We start from the raw sequence: 14141 nt of genomic DNA on the forward strand, positions 1-14141 counted from the left end.
CCCCCATGGCGGTGCTCCCCGCCCGCGTCCTCTTCGGCGCCGCGTACTACGTCGAGTACCAGCCCTACGAACGGCTCAAGACCGACCTCGACCTGATGGTCGACGCCCGCTTCACCGTCATCCGGGTCGGCGAGTCGGTCTGGTCGACCTGGGAACCGGAGAACGGACGGTTCAACCTCGAGTGGCTCCAGCCGGTGCTCGACGGCGCACACGAACGCGGCATCTCCGTCATCCTCGGCACGCCCACCTACGCCGTGCCGCCGTGGCTCGCCCGGCAGTACCCGGAGATCGCCGGCGAGCGGGCCACCGGGCAGCGCATCGGATGGGGCGCGCGGCAGGAGGTCGACTTCACCCACCCGGGCTTCCGGTTCCACGCCGAGCGGGTCATCCGGCAGATCGTCGGCCGGTACGCCGGCCACCCCGCGGTCATCGGGTTCCAGGTGGACAACGAGCCCGGCAACGAACTGCTGCACAACCACGGCGTCTTCCAGCGATTCGTGGACCACCTGCGCACCACCTACGGCGACGTCGAGACCCTCAACCGCGAATGGGGCCTGGTCTACTGGTCGCACCGCCTCTCCACCTGGGCGGACCTGTGGACCCCGGACGGCAACGCCCAGCCCCAGTACGACGTCGCCTGGCGGGCGTTCCAGGCCCGCCAGACGACCGAGTTCATCGGCTGGCAGGCCGGCATCGTCCGGGAGTACGCGCGTGGCGACCAGTTCGTCACCACGTGCCTCTCCTACGGCCGGCCCGCGATGCACGACGACGAACTGACCGAACGCCTCGACGTCGCCGCCGGCAACCCGTACTACGTCATGCAGGACGCCCTGGCGCTGCCGGACCGCGACCACGACGACGTCGAACAGCGCTGGAAGACCACCGGGGTGTGGGCGCTGTACCAGACCGCGGACCGGATGTTCTCGTCGCGCCAGGCGCCGTTCCTGGTCACCGAGACCAACGCCATGTCCATCGGCATGCCGTGGGACAACCGGCCGGCGTACGACGGCCAGTGGCGGCAGGCGGCTTGGGCGCTCGTCGCGCGCGGTGCACGGATGATCGAGTACTGGCACTGGCACACGCTGCACTTCGGCACGGAGACCTACTGGGGCGGGATCCTTCCGCACAGCGGCCGGCCGGGCCGCACGTACGCGGAGCTGTCCCGCCTCGGCGCGGAACTGGACGCCGCCGGCTCGCTCGTGGCCGCCCTCGAACCCGACGCCGACATCACGATGGTCTACTCGATGCCGAGCAAGTGGCTCATGCAGAAGTACCCGCCGCTGTCGGCCGCGGACGGTGGGCCGGACGCCGCGGCGTACCACGGCATCTTCGATCCCTTCTACCGCGGCGCATTCGACGCCGGCCGCCAGGTGCGCATCGTCCACGCCGGGCAGTTGCACGACCCGAGCGGTGAGCGGGCCGGCTCGGCGCCGGAGTCAGCCGCGCGACGGCATCCGGTCCTGGTCGTCGCGGCGCTGTACGTCGCCGACGACGCGACGCTCGACTGGCTCGCCGCCTACGCGGCCGCCGGCGGCCACCTCGTGCTCGGCCCGCGGACCGGCTACGCCGACCACGAGGCCCGCGCGCGACACGAGCCGGCGCCCGGACGGCTCGTCGAGGTCGCCGGAGTCCGCTACGAGGAGTTCAGCAACCTGGTGCGCGACGTCCCGGTCCGGGCCGCCCCGGGCGGGCCGCTCGACCTGCCGGAGCGGGCGGCGGCGACGCGCTGGGCCGACGGCCTCACCGTCGTGGACGCCGATGTGCTCGTCGAGTACGACCATCCGCACTTCGGCCGCTGGCCGGCGGTCACCACCCGCCGCCACGGCGCTGGCCGGGTCACCTGCGTCGGCACGGTACCCGGACGCGACCTCGCCCAGGCCCTCGCCGCATGGCTCGCGCCGGTGCCTTCCGGCGGATGGCGCCGCCTCCCGGCCTCCGTCACGGCCACCACCGCCACCTCCCCGGACGGGCGCCGGGTCCACGTCGTGCACAACTGGAGCTGGGAACCCGTCGCGGTCGAGGCGCCGGTGCCGCTGACCGACGCCCTGACCGGTGCCGCGGTCGCGCCGGGCACGGCGGTGCACCTCGGCGCGTGGGACGTACGCGTCTTCGCGTCGGCCGGAACCGAAGCTTCTGGCTGACCAGCCGCGGATGAACCGGTGAAACCAGCCAGGTCGCGTCCCGGGGCGGTCCAGCAGCTGAGGCGGCTGACGTGCCGGCGGCGTGCCGGTCGTCTGCTCGTGATCTTCACAGTCGCGCCGGTCGCGGCTACTGCGACGCGTCCACGGCTGTTCCCGGGGTTCTGCGGGACACCGCGAACGGCAGTTTGCTCGAGTTCGCCGCGACGGCATGCAACAAAGCCGGTCCCCGGCGTGTAATCAAGGTATGAGAGGTGCGGACTTCGAGGCGTACGTGCGTGAGGTCAGCCCTGGGCTGCTTCGTTTCGGGCACGTCCTGACCCTCGATCGGTCCGAGGCCGAAGATCTCGCGCAGGAGACGCTCATCCGGGTGGGACTGGCCTGGTCGCGCGTGCGGCAGGACGGCAACCCGGTCGGCTACGCCAACCGGACCATGGTCAACCTGTTCCTCAACCGGCGCCGCGGACGCGTTGACATTCCCGTCGCGGCGATGCCGGAGCGGGGCCAGGAGGATCTCGGCATTGCCGCCGTCGATGCCGCGGGCGCCCTGCGCGACCTGCTGGCCGGGCTGCCACCGCGGCAGCGGGCAGTGGTCGCGTTGCGGTATGTCCACGACATGCCGGACGACGAGATCGCCGCGCTGCTCGGATGCAGTCCGCAGACCGTGCGCTCCCAGGTGTCCCGGGGCCTGGCCACCATGCGCTCCCACCGGCCCGACGAGGAGGTGACGTCATGACCGACCGTGAGCTGGCCGAGTTCGACATCCCGGTGCCCCAGGATTTCGTGCAGCGCGTGCAGCGGGGCGTGCGTCGCCGCCGCCTGCTGCGGGCCGCGGCGGTCGGGAGCGCCGCGCTGGCCGTCGCCGGGGTTGTTGTCGGCGGCTTCGCGCTGGCGCAGGGCGGCTCGCCGCAGGCGCCGGTCACGCCGCCGGCCGCCGCGTCGTCGGGGAGGAGCGGGCCGGCCGGCTCCGCCCTGGACGGCTATGTCGTCACCTCGCTGCCGCAGGGCGCGGTCCGAGCCGGTGAGGACAGCTTCTATACGGCCCGGGTCACCGACAAGGGCATGGTCAACGACGGTACGGGACCAGGGCCGGGTGACCCGAGCGCGTCGGTGACCATGCGGCGCTACGACCGGACCGACGGCGCCAGCTTCTTCGTCACGGTGATGCGGCCGGTGACCGGTGACGCCGCCACCGTCGGGGCTCAGCTGTTGGCGGGTGCGACGGCCGGCGTGACGCCGGCCGCCGCCAGGTTCGACACGTCGGTCGGTACAGCTCAGATGTTCCGGAGCGTAGGTAACGAGATCACCACGTATCGGGCGGTCGTCGCCACCCCGGAGCACGTGGTGATCACGGTCGAGGGCAACGGGAAGGCCCGCGCCCCGGAGATCCAGGACGTGGCCCAGAGCATCGACCGCTGAGCTAACAGCGGGGGATCGTTCCACTCGTGACGCTGATCTGACCGGAATGGCTGTACCCGGTCACGCCGGTGGCCCGGTTGCGGTGGTAGTACCAGATGTTGGTTCCGCCGGTCTGTTCGCCCAGTTTGTAGCAGGTGATGCTGGCGCCCTGGCCGGGATACCCGAGGCCGTGCACCGCGCAGCCGGAGGTCGTCTGCGGACATTTGCGGATGCGTACGCCCGAGCCGGTGTAGTCGCCGCTGGCGGCCGCGAAGGCCGGGGTGGCCGGAATCAGCGCGACCCCGCTCAGCAGCACACCGGCCGCGGCCGTGCCCAGTATTCTCCTCGTTCTCATGGCATCTCCTCTTCGCTAGGTCACTGCATGGATCACGCCGGCGACGGCCAGCAGCGTCGTCGCCACCGTCGTCAGCCGGAACGGCCGGCCGGCGACGCTGTACCGCCTGTCCCAGTCGGAGCCGTCGCTCCAGCCGAGCCGGACCAACGGCATCACCGCCCGGCCGGCCCCGAACGCGGCACCGGCCAGTAGTGCATAGGGCCACCAGGCCAGCAGAGCCACGGTCAGCGCGGCCAGGTGCGGCACACTGCTGGTCATGAACGTGCGCAATCCGGTGCCCATCTCGAAACCGAACTGCCAGGCGCCGATCCGGCCGCCCTCCTGAATCACGGTGGACGGCACCTGCCGGCCGTTCTGAGGCAGCCACACCCGTACCAGACCGGACTCGTTGCCGACCACCACGACCGCGAGCAGCCCGATCAGGACCAGGCGCAGCCAGGTGGGCAGCACCGGCCGCAGCAGCGACCCGAGCAGCACCAGCAGCGCGCCGGTCGTGACGCCACCCAGTACCTCTCCGGCGGCGAAGTGCCACCGTGCGTTTCCCCGCCAAACTGACGAGCTCAGCAGATCTGCCGAGTTCAGGCTTCAAACGGAGCCGGAGATGGCGTACCCGGACACCAGCCCGAGCAGCAGCCACCACATGACAGCGACCGGCGGCCCGCCGGCCAGGACCGATGCCGCGGCGGCGGATGCCGCCGCGGCGAGGACGACGGCCGGTGTCCACGGATGGAACAGGGGCCGGACCAGGAGCATCAGATGGCCGTCCGGCAGATGCTGAACGTGTTGCGGGACGTGCTGCCGTCGCGATAGACGGTCCAGCCGTCGGAGCACTTGCGGTGGACGCCGCCACCGGTCCAGCGCCACGCGTTCCGGCTACTGCAGCTGGTGTTGTCAAAGGTGTAGTTGTAGGTCACGGAACTGCCGGAGTAACTGTCGTTGCGGTGCCAGGAGCCGTTGCAGGTGCTGCTGTACCAGGCGCTCGCGGGGACGCACGTGGACGGGGAGCCGGAGTAGTAGCTGCGGCAGTCGTTCCACACCGACAGCACCGGGTTCGGGTTGGTGGCGCGGCTCGGCAGCACCCGGGTGACCAGGTCCAGGGCGGTCAGGCCGAGGCCCAGCGCGCCACCGCCGGCCAGCCGCAGCAGGGTGCGCCGGCCCAGGCGGGAGCCGCGGATCGTCGCGGTCACCACGCTCGGGGTGGCGTCCGGGGGCGCGGTGTGGAAATCGGGCAGGGCGGCTGCGGTGATCGTCATGACGGGACCTCCGTGGTGGGCGTGGATGTGGGGTCGAGGGCAGCCTGGAGCGGTCTCAGGTCACCACCGGGAACCGCCTCGATGACAGTGCCGTCGGCGGCGATGACGACGATGCCGGGCGACCAGGAGGGGGCGAGGTCCCGGTACGCCTGCGCGTCGACCAGCACCTCCACGCCGTCCGACCGCTGGTAGTCACCGGACGCGGCGAGGACGGCGAACTCGGCGACGCCCGCGTACGTCGCGGCCAGCTTCCGGAACTCCGGCAGGACCTCGGCGCAGATGCTGCACCCCGGCTCGGCCGTGAACACGTACCGGCGGGAGGTGGTGAGCGGGCGCAGTGACCGCGCGGACTCGGGCAGGCCGGCGCGGGCGCCGGCCGGCAACCGCAGGGCCGCCTGCAGAATACGGACCTGTTGCAGCAGTGCCGCAAAGCCGAAGGCGAGCACGATGATCGCCAGCCAGGCGAGGATCAGGGCAGCGGTGGTGAAGTTCATCTCAGAGTGTCCTCCGGGGTATCGGAGCGGCGACGGCGGTCAGGATGAGGGCCGCGCCGGCACCCACCATCGCGGTGAGCGCGGCGAGCAATCGCCAGCCGGCGATCTCGGTCAGGGCAGGCGCCAGCCACGGCGAGGCCACGGCCGCGCCGGCGGCGACCATCGCGACCGCCCGCAGCAGCGACCGGCCGGCCCGTTCGCCGGTGGTGCCGAGGCACCCGCAGGAGGCGGCCGGGTCGCGGTAGGTCAGGACGGCCAGGTAACCGGCGAAGATCAGGTAGACGAGCGCGACCGCGGCGCCCGCCAGCCGCGCCGCACCGGCGGAGTGCACCGGCGCGATGGCGGAGGCGACGCCGATCCCGACCGACCCCGTCGGCAGCAGCCGGGCGACCGCGTCGATCCACCGGCGGGGAACGATCCGGTGCGCGCGCAGGTGGTGGCGCAGCATCGCGGGGTCACGGTGGTGCCGTAACCCGGCCACGACCAGCAGAGTCGCCCCAGCCTGAACGACGATCAGCAGGACCAGGGCCGCGAGCGCCGCCACTACTTCCAGTGCAGTGCGCTGAGTCCGGTCAGGAAGGCGAGGGCCTCGTCCTCGGAACTCTCCCGTGGATTCAGCGTGGCCACCGCGGTCGGCGTCGCGCACACCAGCACGGGCTTCGGTGCGGCCTCCTTGGCGTCACTGATCTGCCGCCACACCTCGCCGACCGCCACCCGGTGACCGGACCAGGCCGGGAGGCTCGCCTCTTCGGTCGCCGCCTTGCGGACGGTGAGGTAGCCGACCGGTGGCAGGTGCTTGAACGCGGTGATCCGCTGCCACGACTGCCCGGACGGCAACTCCACCTGGAGCCCCGCCGGGGCGTCGGCGAAGGTGAGATCGTCCAGCTTGCTCAGCATCTGCGCGTGGGTCGCGCGCGGTTCGTTGACCCAGCAGTACGCCTCATGCCAGCGGCCCTGCCACGCGACGAGGCCGACCGATCCGTCGACGTTGGCAGCGAGCAGAAAGGTGCCGCCCTGGGCCGGGTACTCGGCGATGTACTTTCCGTTCAGCAGCACCGCGACGTGACCGTCCACAGTGCCCACCGGGCCGGTTTCGAACGCGCGTCCCCCGATGTTGCTCGCCTCGGGAGTTCCGCTGAACCGGACCCGGTTCTCGGTGAACCACGGTTCGACCAAGCCGGAGTCCGCGTGTTTGACGGTCAGCGTGCTGCCGTCGGGCGCGACGAGTCGTCCGCCGGATCGTGGGCGCCACGCTCGGACCGCGTCGCGATCGATCGTCCGCACTGCCATAGATCCCCCGCTCACTCTTGGTGTGACACACGTTACGGAGCGGAAAGATCCTTATCGATCCCCGGGCGGACATCATCCACAAACGACAAAGCCGCGCACACCGACCGATCCCCGCGTTGTTCGGATCGGACGCGTGGCCGTAGTGCTTCCGTTCGGATCGAGCGCGATGTGACTGTCGGGCTCGCGGATGCGTTTCGCTGGGATACGTGCGCGATGCCTGGCGGAAGACGCTGTGCTCAGCTGTCGTCAGCCGCGTGTGTTGTCCAACGACTCAACCCACCGGCCAGCCCGGTGACGCCGGTTGTATCGGCATTGTCATGATCGGCCGCTGCCGGGTCCCGGCTGCCTATAGTCGCTGCTGTGCGTGCTCATGTGCTGGTCGCTGAGGATGACGCCCGGCAGGCCGAGGTGGTCCGGCGGTACCTGGAGGCGAGCGGGTATCGCGCCTCCGTCGTGCACGGCGGCCGGGATGCGATCGAGCAGGTTCGGCTGTCTCCGCCGGACCTTCTCATCCTGGACGTGATGATGCCGCAGCTGAACGGCGTCGAGGTCTGCCGGGTGCTGCGCCGGGAGAGCAACGTGCCGGTGCTGATGCTGACCGCCCGGCGCGACGAGGACGACCTGCTGCGCGGCCTGGACGTGGGTGCGGACGACTACCTGATCAAGCCCTACAACCCGCGGGAGTTGATGGCGCGCGTCCGCACGATGCTGCGCCGCAACCAGTGGGCGCCGGCCGAGCGGGATGCCGCGCTGCGGGTCGGCGAGATCGTGGTCGACGTCCGGGGCCGGCATGTGACCAGCGGCGGGCTCCGGGTGGACTGTACGCCCGGTGAGTTCGAGATCCTGGCCGCGATGGCCGCCGCGCCGGACCGGGTGTTCACCCGCGCGCAGCTGCTGGAGCGGACCCGTGGTTTCGAGGCCGCGGCCACGGACCGTACCGTCGACATGCACGTCATGCGGCTGCGCCGCAAACTCGAGCCGAATCCGCGCCGCCCGGCCTACCTGCTGACCGTCTACGGCGTCGGCTACCAGCTCACGGACGGGTCGCGGTGACGCGCGTCCCGCTGCACCGCAGCCTGGTCGCACGGCTGCTGGCCCTCTCGCTGGTGGTCATGCTGTGCGCCGTGGCGGCCACCGCGTGGCTCGCGGCGCAGAACACCACGCGCGCGATCGTGCAGGCGCAGTACCACGGGATCTCCGACGACGAGGCGATGATCTACGACGAGGTGGTCGCCTACGCCGCGTCGCACACCGACTGGTCCGCGGTGCGGCCGCTGCTCGTCGAACTCGCCGCGCGGACCGGCCGGCCGATCTCGCTGTCCTACCCGGAAGGCGAGTTCCTGGCCGGCTCGGAGACGTCGACGGTCCTGCCGGCCCGGCGGTCGGCGCTGGTCGACCCGCTCTACCTCGAGGGCTACCTTTCCCCCGAACCGGCCGGGCGCGGTATCGACTGGCGCGCGGTCGGTCCGTACCGGCTCACCGAGGCCGAATTGACGACCGTCTCCGCGCGCATGCTGGCGGCAGAGTCGTGCCTGCTCGGCAAGGGCCTCGACGCATGGGTCACCCGTGAGACCGGCGGCCGGCCGACGCTGCACTCGGACGGCGCATCGGACGCTCAGCTGGCCGACTGCGCGCGCGAGTCCGGCGCCGACGTCCCCACCGCCACCGAGCAGCGGGCGCTGGACGAGCTGACCGCCCTCACCAACGCCTGCCTGGGAGACGGCACGGTCACCGTGCTGCTCGGCTTCACCTGGACCGGGGCCCCTGCGGGTTCGGACACGCGGACCTGCATCGATGATGCCCTCCGGATGCAGCTCCGGCCGTACGTGGCCCCGCGCGCGATCCTCTACATCCACGACGCGGCATCGGTGACCGGCCCGGTTTTCGACCTCTCCCGGGCCAGCACGATGGGGATCGCCGGCGTCTCGGCGCTGGTGCTGGCGGTCGCCGTCGCGATCACGCTGCTGGTCGGCGTACGGATGTCCCGGCCGCTGCGCGCGCTCACCCGCGCCGCGGAGCAGGGTGCGGCCCGCCTGCCGATCCGGGGCCGGGACGAGATCGGCCGGCTCACCGCCGCGTTCAACGACCTGACCGAGCGCCGGGAGGCCGGGGAACGGCAGCGGCAGGCCATGGTCAACGACATCGCGCACGAGCTCGGCACGCCGCTGACCAACATCCGTGCCTGGCTGCAGGCCGCCCGGGACGGGGTGGCGGACCCCGACCCCGAGCTGCTGGATCTGCTCGCCGATGAGGCCGACGTGCTCCAGCACATCATCGACGATCTGCGCGACCTCGCCGCGGCCGACGCCGGGCAGCTGCGCCTGCACCCGGAGCTGGTCTACGTCAACGAGCTGCTGGACCAGGTCGCCGCCGTGCACGGCAGCCGCTCCGGGGACGTCACGATCGTGACCGAACCGGTCGGCGATCCCGAGGTGATGCTCGACCCGCTCCGGATGCGCCAGGCCTTCGGCAACCTGCTCTCCAACGCGGTCCGGCACTCCCCGCCGGGCGCCACCGTGACCGTCCGCTCCCGTCTCGACGGCGACGATCTGGTGATCGAGGTCGTCGACGCCGGCGACGGGATCAGCGAGGACGATCTGCCGCACGTCTTCACCCGCTTCTGGCGCGCGGACCGGTCCCGCAGCCGGCACACCGGCGGCAGCGGCCTCGGCCTGGCCATCGTCCGCGATCTCGTCGGCGCGCACGGCGGCACCGTCACCGCGACCAGCCGCGCCGGCCACGGCAGCACCTTCACCATCCGCCTGCCCGCCCGGGACTGACCCACCGCTTTACCCCCTTCCGCACCGTCGGTGGCTGCGCCACTCGCGGCGATGGACTTTACGCAGAAACAGACAGGAGGCGGCCGATCATGGCTGCGACGAAGGATCGCCTGCTGGCCCTGGACGGGCTGCGGCTGCTGTGCGCGCTGGTGGTGGCCGCCCATCACCTCGGCATGGCTCGGTCGGTGGACGGGGTACGGCCGACCAGCACGCATCTGCCGCAGGCGGTGAACTCGGTGCTGATCTACGGCAACCTCGGCGTGGAGGTGTTCTTCATGATCAGCGGTTTCGTCATCTGCATGAGCGGCTGGGACCGCAGCCCGCGCGCCTTCCTCGCCTCCCGGGCCGGCCGGCTCTACCCGGCGTTCTGGGCGTGTGTGCTGATCACCACGGCCGTGATGACCTGGTTCCCGCTCACCGAGGGCATCCCGCTGCCGCACGACCTGACCGGCGGTGACGTGGCCGTCAACCTCACCATGCTCGCCGCGCCGCTGAACGTGCCCTACGTCGACACCATCTACTGGACGCTCTGGTACGAGTTGCGTTTCTACCTGCTGTTCATGGTCATGATCGCGCTGGGCCTCACCCGTGGCCGCGTGCTCGCGCTGGGCGTCGGCTGGCTGGCCGCCTCCGTCGTCGTACCGGCCGGGGTGCCGCTCGCGGAGCTGGTCATGCCGCAGTACGCGCCGTACTTCGTGGCCGGCATGACGTTCTACCTGATCCGCCGGCACGGGATGACCCTGCCGCTGGGGTTGCTGCTTGCCGCGTCGTGGGTGCTCAGCCTGGTCCGCGTGCGGGAGCGCGTGCTGATCGCCAACCCCGGCTTCGCGGTGCCGGTCGGGCCGGGGCTGCTGATCATCACGCTCGGGTTCGCGGTGCTGCTGGTGATCGCGCTCGGGCACACCGACCGCTGGAGCTGGCGCTGGCTGGCCGTGGCCGGGGCCGTGTCGTACCCGTTCTATCTGCTGCATCCGCGCATCGGCTACACGATGATCCGGTACGCCTACGATCGCACCGGTCTCCCGGTGCCGCTGCTCGTCGCCGGCGCCATCCTGGTGCTGCTCGTCGCCGCCTGGCTGGTCCACCGCCTGGTCGAACGCCCGCTCGGCCCGGCGCTGCGCCGCCTGATCGCCACCGGACCGGTGCGGTCCCCGGCCGGCGTGTCGATGGCCGATGGACCCAGCTCGCCGGGCGGCGCGCTGGGCCTGCGGATCGGCGCGCCGGGAGAGGACGGCGGGGGTGTCCGACGGGCCCACGGGTAACGGCCCGTCGAGCGCCGCGGGCGAGGCGCGTGTGCGCGGCGATCCGGCAGAGCCCGTCAGCGAAGGCACGGCAGGTGCTCGATGCGCGGCCGCGTTGTCAGCGTGTGGTACCCGTATGGGGACATCGGGCGGGATGATTGCCCGGCACAACGGGGGAAACAGTATGGATTTGCAACAGGGCGCTGCGCCGGGTGACTTGACGCCCAGGCTGCTGCGGGAGTCGCAGTGGTCCGACGCGATGGTCGAGGAGTCCGGCATCGAGGTCCGCGACATCCCGTTCGTCAGCGTCGGCGGCGGCATCGGCTCCTTCGTCACCGTCGACTATCTGCGCATCGCCGGGGTGCCGACGAACCGGATCGCGGTGCTGTCGAACATCGACCATCCGTGGCAGACGTACCAGTATCTGACCCGGGTGTCGCAGATCCCGAAACCGGAGCGGATCCGCTCGGACTCCTCCTCGCGGCCGGACAACATCTGGGGCTTCCCCTCGTACGCGCTGGCCGAGGCGTGGCGGGACCGGACGCTGCGACCGCTGGTGCACGTGCTCGGGGAGCCGATCTTCGCCGACTACTGGACCCCACGGGCCGGCGCCGTCTTCGCCAGCCTGGAGCGCGAGGCGGCGCGGATCGCCTACCCGGAGATGCTGGTCAAGGGTGTGGTCCGGATGGTGCGTCGCCGGGTCGGCGGCGGCTACTTCACGATCGTGACCCCGCCGGCGGGCACGAGCGCGACCAAGCGGATCGCGTACCGGTCCCGGTTCGTGCACCTCGCGGTCGGCTATCCCGGGCTGCGGTTCCTGCCTGACCTGCAGGCCTTCCGCGAGAAGTACCGCGACTTCCACCACGTGGTCAACGCGTACGAGCCGCACGAGCACGTCTACGAGTTCCTCAAGACCTCGCCCGGCACGGTGATCGTGCGGGGTGGCGGGATCGTCGCGTCCCGGGTGCTGCAGCGGCTGATGGACGACCGGGAACGGCACGGGCTGCAGACCGAGATCGTGCACATCTTCCGCACGTTCGTGACCGGCGCGCACGGCCCGCACCTGTGGTCCCGGCGCCGGGGCGGCCACGGCTTCGCCTACCAGGGCTTCAACTATCCGAAGTCGGTCTGGGGCGGGCAGCTCAAGGCCAGGATGCGCCGGCTCGAGGGCGACGAGCGGGCTGCCGAATACCGCCGGATGGGCGGCACCAACACGCCGAAACGACGCCGCTGGCAGCAGCAGATGCGGTCCGGCCGCAACGCCGGCTGGTACCGCGCCTTCCAGGGCACCGTGGAAGAGGTCCGGCCGGGCCCGGAGGGCACCGTGCTGAGCATCGTGCGGCGCGAGGACGGCCTGCAGAACATCCAGTCCGACTACATCATCGACTGCACCGGGCTGGAGGCCGACATCGCGGAGCACCGGGTCCTCGACGACCTGCTCACCCACGGCGGCGCCGGGCGTAACCCGCTCGGCCGGCTCGATGTGGAGCGGACCTTCGAGGTCAAAGGCACGGCCAACGGTGACGGGGCGGTCTACGCCTCCGGCACCGCCACGCTCGGCGGCTACTTCCCCGGCGTGGACACCTTCCTCGGGTTGCAGGTGGCCGCCCAGGAGATCACCGACGACCTGGCCCGCCGTGGCTGGTGCAAGCGGCTCGGCCCGGTGCGGTCGACCGCACAGTGGATCCGCTGGAGTCTCGGCCGCCCGGTGCAGGGGAGTGCGCAATGGTCCCGATCCTGATCGGCCGCATCCAGACCCGGCTGTTCCTGCTGGCGCTGGTCGGCTCGCTGGTCACCCTGGTGCTGATCCCGCTGTTGCCGGTGCCGGGATCGTTGTCCGAGCGGTACCGGGTGGCGTTCGTCGTGCTGGCCGCGGTGGCCGTGCTCGGCATCGCCTGGGAAGCGCTGTACCACCTGCTCATGCAGTTCCGCTGGGAGAAGGACTGGCCTTCACTGTTCGGGCTGCTCACCGGCGTACCCGAAGGGGTGTTGCTCTGGTTGCTCCTGCGCGCCGGCGCGGTCCCGCTGATCGACACCGTGCCACCCGGATGGGCCTTCGCCACGCACTTCGCCGTGGTCTGGGTGGTTGTCTGGCTGGTCGCCAACGGACCGATGCGGGTGCCGTTCCTGCGGTGGCGCTTCCGCGGCGGGAGGCTGGTATGAGCATGCGTGTACAGCCCCTGCCCGGTGCCGGGCTCGTGGTGCGCGCCGGTGATCTGCTCGCCGTCTGCGCGGACGCCGGTGCGGAGACCGACGAACTGGTCGCGCTGGTGCGCCGGGCCGCCGCCGACGACGGCGGCGACGGGGCCGGCCTGATCGCCCGTCTGGCCGGGCAGCTTGGCTCCGACGGCGTCGCGTGTGCCGTGGCCGCGTTCGGCGGCACGCCCGCGATCCTGGTCCGCGGCGCCGCGGCCGCCGAAACCGACGGCGGGCACGGTCGCGTCCACATGCACGGACCGGCGCTGACCCACCGGACCATCGAAAGTCCACTGCGGACGGTGCGGCTCAGCCTGCCGGGCAGCGGCGCGCCGGATCCGCGGACCGCCCTCGACGCCGGCGTGGTCAGCGGGGCGGGGCTCGTCGCCCAGCTCGGCGCCCCGTCGCCGCCGGCTCGCCGATTCGACCGGGCGGCACCCTTCGAGGCGGTCATCGTGCTGCCCGGGTATGCCCCGGCGCCCAGCCCGCCGCCCCAGCCGCCCGCCGACGAGGCCGCGACGCACCCCCTCATCGAGGGGGTGTACTGCCGCGACGACCACTTCAACGATCCGGATCAGCGGTACTGCCAGATCTGCGGCATCTCGATGGCCCAGCTGACCCAGGTGACCCGGCTCGGGCCCCGCCCGCCGCTGGGTGTGCTGTTGCTCGACGACGGCAGCACCCTGCGCCTGGACATCGACTACGTGGTGGGCCGCGAACCCGACGCCGACCCGGACGTCGTCGCGGCCCGGGCCAGGCCGCTGCGGATCTCCGGCCCGGTCAGCGGGGTCTCCCGCCGGCATGTCCGCGTACGGCTGGCGGGCTGGCGGGTCGAGCTGGTGGACCTGCACTCGGCGAACGGCACCTTTGTGCACCGTCCCGGCACGGCGGAGCCCGCACAGCTCACCCCCGGCGTACCCGTGGTGATCGCGCCGGGGGCCCGCATCGACGTGGGCCGGCGCTGGTTCCGCTACGAGTCGCACCGCAATCCGTAGA

16 protein-coding genes are annotated in these 14141 nt (G+C 71.7%); 9 read left to right on the plus strand and 7 right to left on the minus strand.

Annotation, left to right across the window (positions count from 1 at the left end; translation table 11 throughout):
- Positions 1 to 5 precede the first annotated feature (5 nt).
- The 3 genes from ACQP2Y_RS13215 to ACQP2Y_RS13225 all read left to right on the plus strand — a co-directional run bounded on the left by ACQP2Y_RS13215 (position 6) and on the right by ACQP2Y_RS13225 (position 3557).
- Positions 6 to 2141, plus strand: coding sequence for a beta-galactosidase (locus tag ACQP2Y_RS13215; protein WP_433727756.1), 2136 nt, complete (start codon positions 6 to 8; stop codon positions 2139 to 2141).
- 244 nt (positions 2142 to 2385) lie between these two features.
- On the plus strand, positions 2386 to 2874 hold the full coding sequence (locus ACQP2Y_RS13220; protein ID WP_433727759.1) for a SigE family RNA polymerase sigma factor: 489 nt from the start codon (positions 2386 to 2388) through the stop codon (positions 2872 to 2874).
- On the plus strand, positions 2871 to 3557 hold the full coding sequence (locus ACQP2Y_RS13225; RefSeq protein ID WP_433727762.1) for a hypothetical protein: 687 nt from the start codon (positions 2871 to 2873) through the stop codon (positions 3555 to 3557). Before ACQP2Y_RS13220 ends, ACQP2Y_RS13225 begins: the two co-directional genes overlap by 4 nt.
- A gap of 1 nt (position 3558) precedes the next feature.
- On the opposite strand, the gene ACQP2Y_RS13230 is transcribed toward ACQP2Y_RS13225, so the two are convergent.
- The 7 genes from ACQP2Y_RS13230 to ACQP2Y_RS13260 all read right to left on the minus strand — a co-directional run bounded on the left by ACQP2Y_RS13230 (position 3559) and on the right by ACQP2Y_RS13260 (position 6922).
- A complete protein-coding gene (locus ACQP2Y_RS13230) occupies positions 3559 to 3891 on the minus strand; it encodes a hypothetical protein (RefSeq protein ID WP_433727764.1) in 333 nt (110 codons plus the stop codon).
- Between the two features lie 15 nt (positions 3892 to 3906).
- Positions 3907 to 4368: a hypothetical protein gene (locus ACQP2Y_RS13235; protein ID WP_433727766.1), complete on the minus strand. Its 462-nt coding sequence runs from the start codon at positions 4366 to 4368 to the stop codon at positions 3907 to 3909.
- Positions 4369 to 4476: 108 nt separating this feature from the next.
- The gene (locus ACQP2Y_RS13240) at positions 4477 to 4644 is read right to left on the minus strand and encodes a hypothetical protein (protein WP_433727768.1); all 168 of its coding nucleotides are present in this window, start codon (positions 4642 to 4644) and stop codon (positions 4477 to 4479) included.
- Positions 4644 to 5144, minus strand: coding sequence for a hypothetical protein (locus tag ACQP2Y_RS13245; protein WP_433727770.1), 501 nt, complete (start codon positions 5142 to 5144; stop codon positions 4644 to 4646). Before ACQP2Y_RS13245 ends, ACQP2Y_RS13240 begins: the two co-directional genes overlap by 1 nt.
- A complete protein-coding gene (locus tag ACQP2Y_RS13250; RefSeq protein WP_433727773.1) occupies positions 5141 to 5638 on the minus strand; it encodes a hypothetical protein in 498 nt (165 codons plus the stop codon). Before ACQP2Y_RS13250 ends, ACQP2Y_RS13245 begins: the two co-directional genes overlap by 4 nt.
- Before the next feature lies 1 nt (position 5639).
- Positions 5640 to 6182 carry a MauE/DoxX family redox-associated membrane protein gene (locus tag ACQP2Y_RS13255; RefSeq protein ID WP_433727775.1) on the minus strand — a complete coding sequence of 181 codons (543 nt, stop codon included), beginning with the start codon at positions 6180 to 6182 and terminating at the stop codon, positions 5640 to 5642.
- Positions 6182 to 6922, minus strand: coding sequence for a hypothetical protein (locus tag ACQP2Y_RS13260; protein ID WP_433727777.1), 741 nt, complete (start codon positions 6920 to 6922; stop codon positions 6182 to 6184). Before ACQP2Y_RS13260 ends, ACQP2Y_RS13255 begins: the two co-directional genes overlap by 1 nt.
- A 366-nt stretch (positions 6923 to 7288) precedes the next feature.
- Between ACQP2Y_RS13260 and ACQP2Y_RS13265 the strand changes: the two genes are divergently transcribed.
- The 6 genes from ACQP2Y_RS13265 to ACQP2Y_RS13290 all read left to right on the plus strand — a co-directional run bounded on the left by ACQP2Y_RS13265 (position 7289) and on the right by ACQP2Y_RS13290 (position 14140).
- Positions 7289 to 7981, plus strand: coding sequence for a response regulator (locus ACQP2Y_RS13265; protein WP_433727779.1), 693 nt, complete (start codon positions 7289 to 7291; stop codon positions 7979 to 7981).
- Positions 7978 to 9708, plus strand: a complete 1731-nt coding sequence (locus ACQP2Y_RS13270; RefSeq protein ID WP_433727781.1) for a sensor histidine kinase — start codon at positions 7978 to 7980, stop codon at positions 9706 to 9708. The genes ACQP2Y_RS13265 and ACQP2Y_RS13270 overlap by 4 nt, the downstream gene beginning before the upstream one ends.
- Positions 9709 to 9797: 89 nt before the next feature.
- A complete protein-coding gene (locus ACQP2Y_RS13275) occupies positions 9798 to 10970 on the plus strand; it encodes an acyltransferase family protein (protein WP_433727783.1) in 1173 nt (390 codons plus the stop codon).
- 163 nt (positions 10971 to 11133) lie between these two features.
- The gene (locus ACQP2Y_RS13280) at positions 11134 to 12690 is read left to right on the plus strand and encodes a hypothetical protein (RefSeq protein WP_433727785.1); all 1557 of its coding nucleotides are present in this window, start codon (positions 11134 to 11136) and stop codon (positions 12688 to 12690) included.
- Positions 12675 to 13112, plus strand: coding sequence for a hypothetical protein (locus ACQP2Y_RS13285; protein WP_433727787.1), 438 nt, complete (start codon positions 12675 to 12677; stop codon positions 13110 to 13112). Before ACQP2Y_RS13280 ends, ACQP2Y_RS13285 begins: the two co-directional genes overlap by 16 nt.
- Entirely contained in the window at positions 13109 to 14140 is a 1032-nt protein-coding gene (locus tag ACQP2Y_RS13290) for an FHA domain-containing protein (RefSeq protein WP_433727789.1), read from the plus strand. Before ACQP2Y_RS13285 ends, ACQP2Y_RS13290 begins: the two co-directional genes overlap by 4 nt.
- Position 14141: the final 1 nt, after the last annotated feature.

Source organism: Actinoplanes sp. CA-051413 (genome assembly GCF_050955795.1).
Classification (GTDB): domain Bacteria; phylum Actinomycetota; class Actinomycetes; order Mycobacteriales; family Micromonosporaceae; genus Actinoplanes.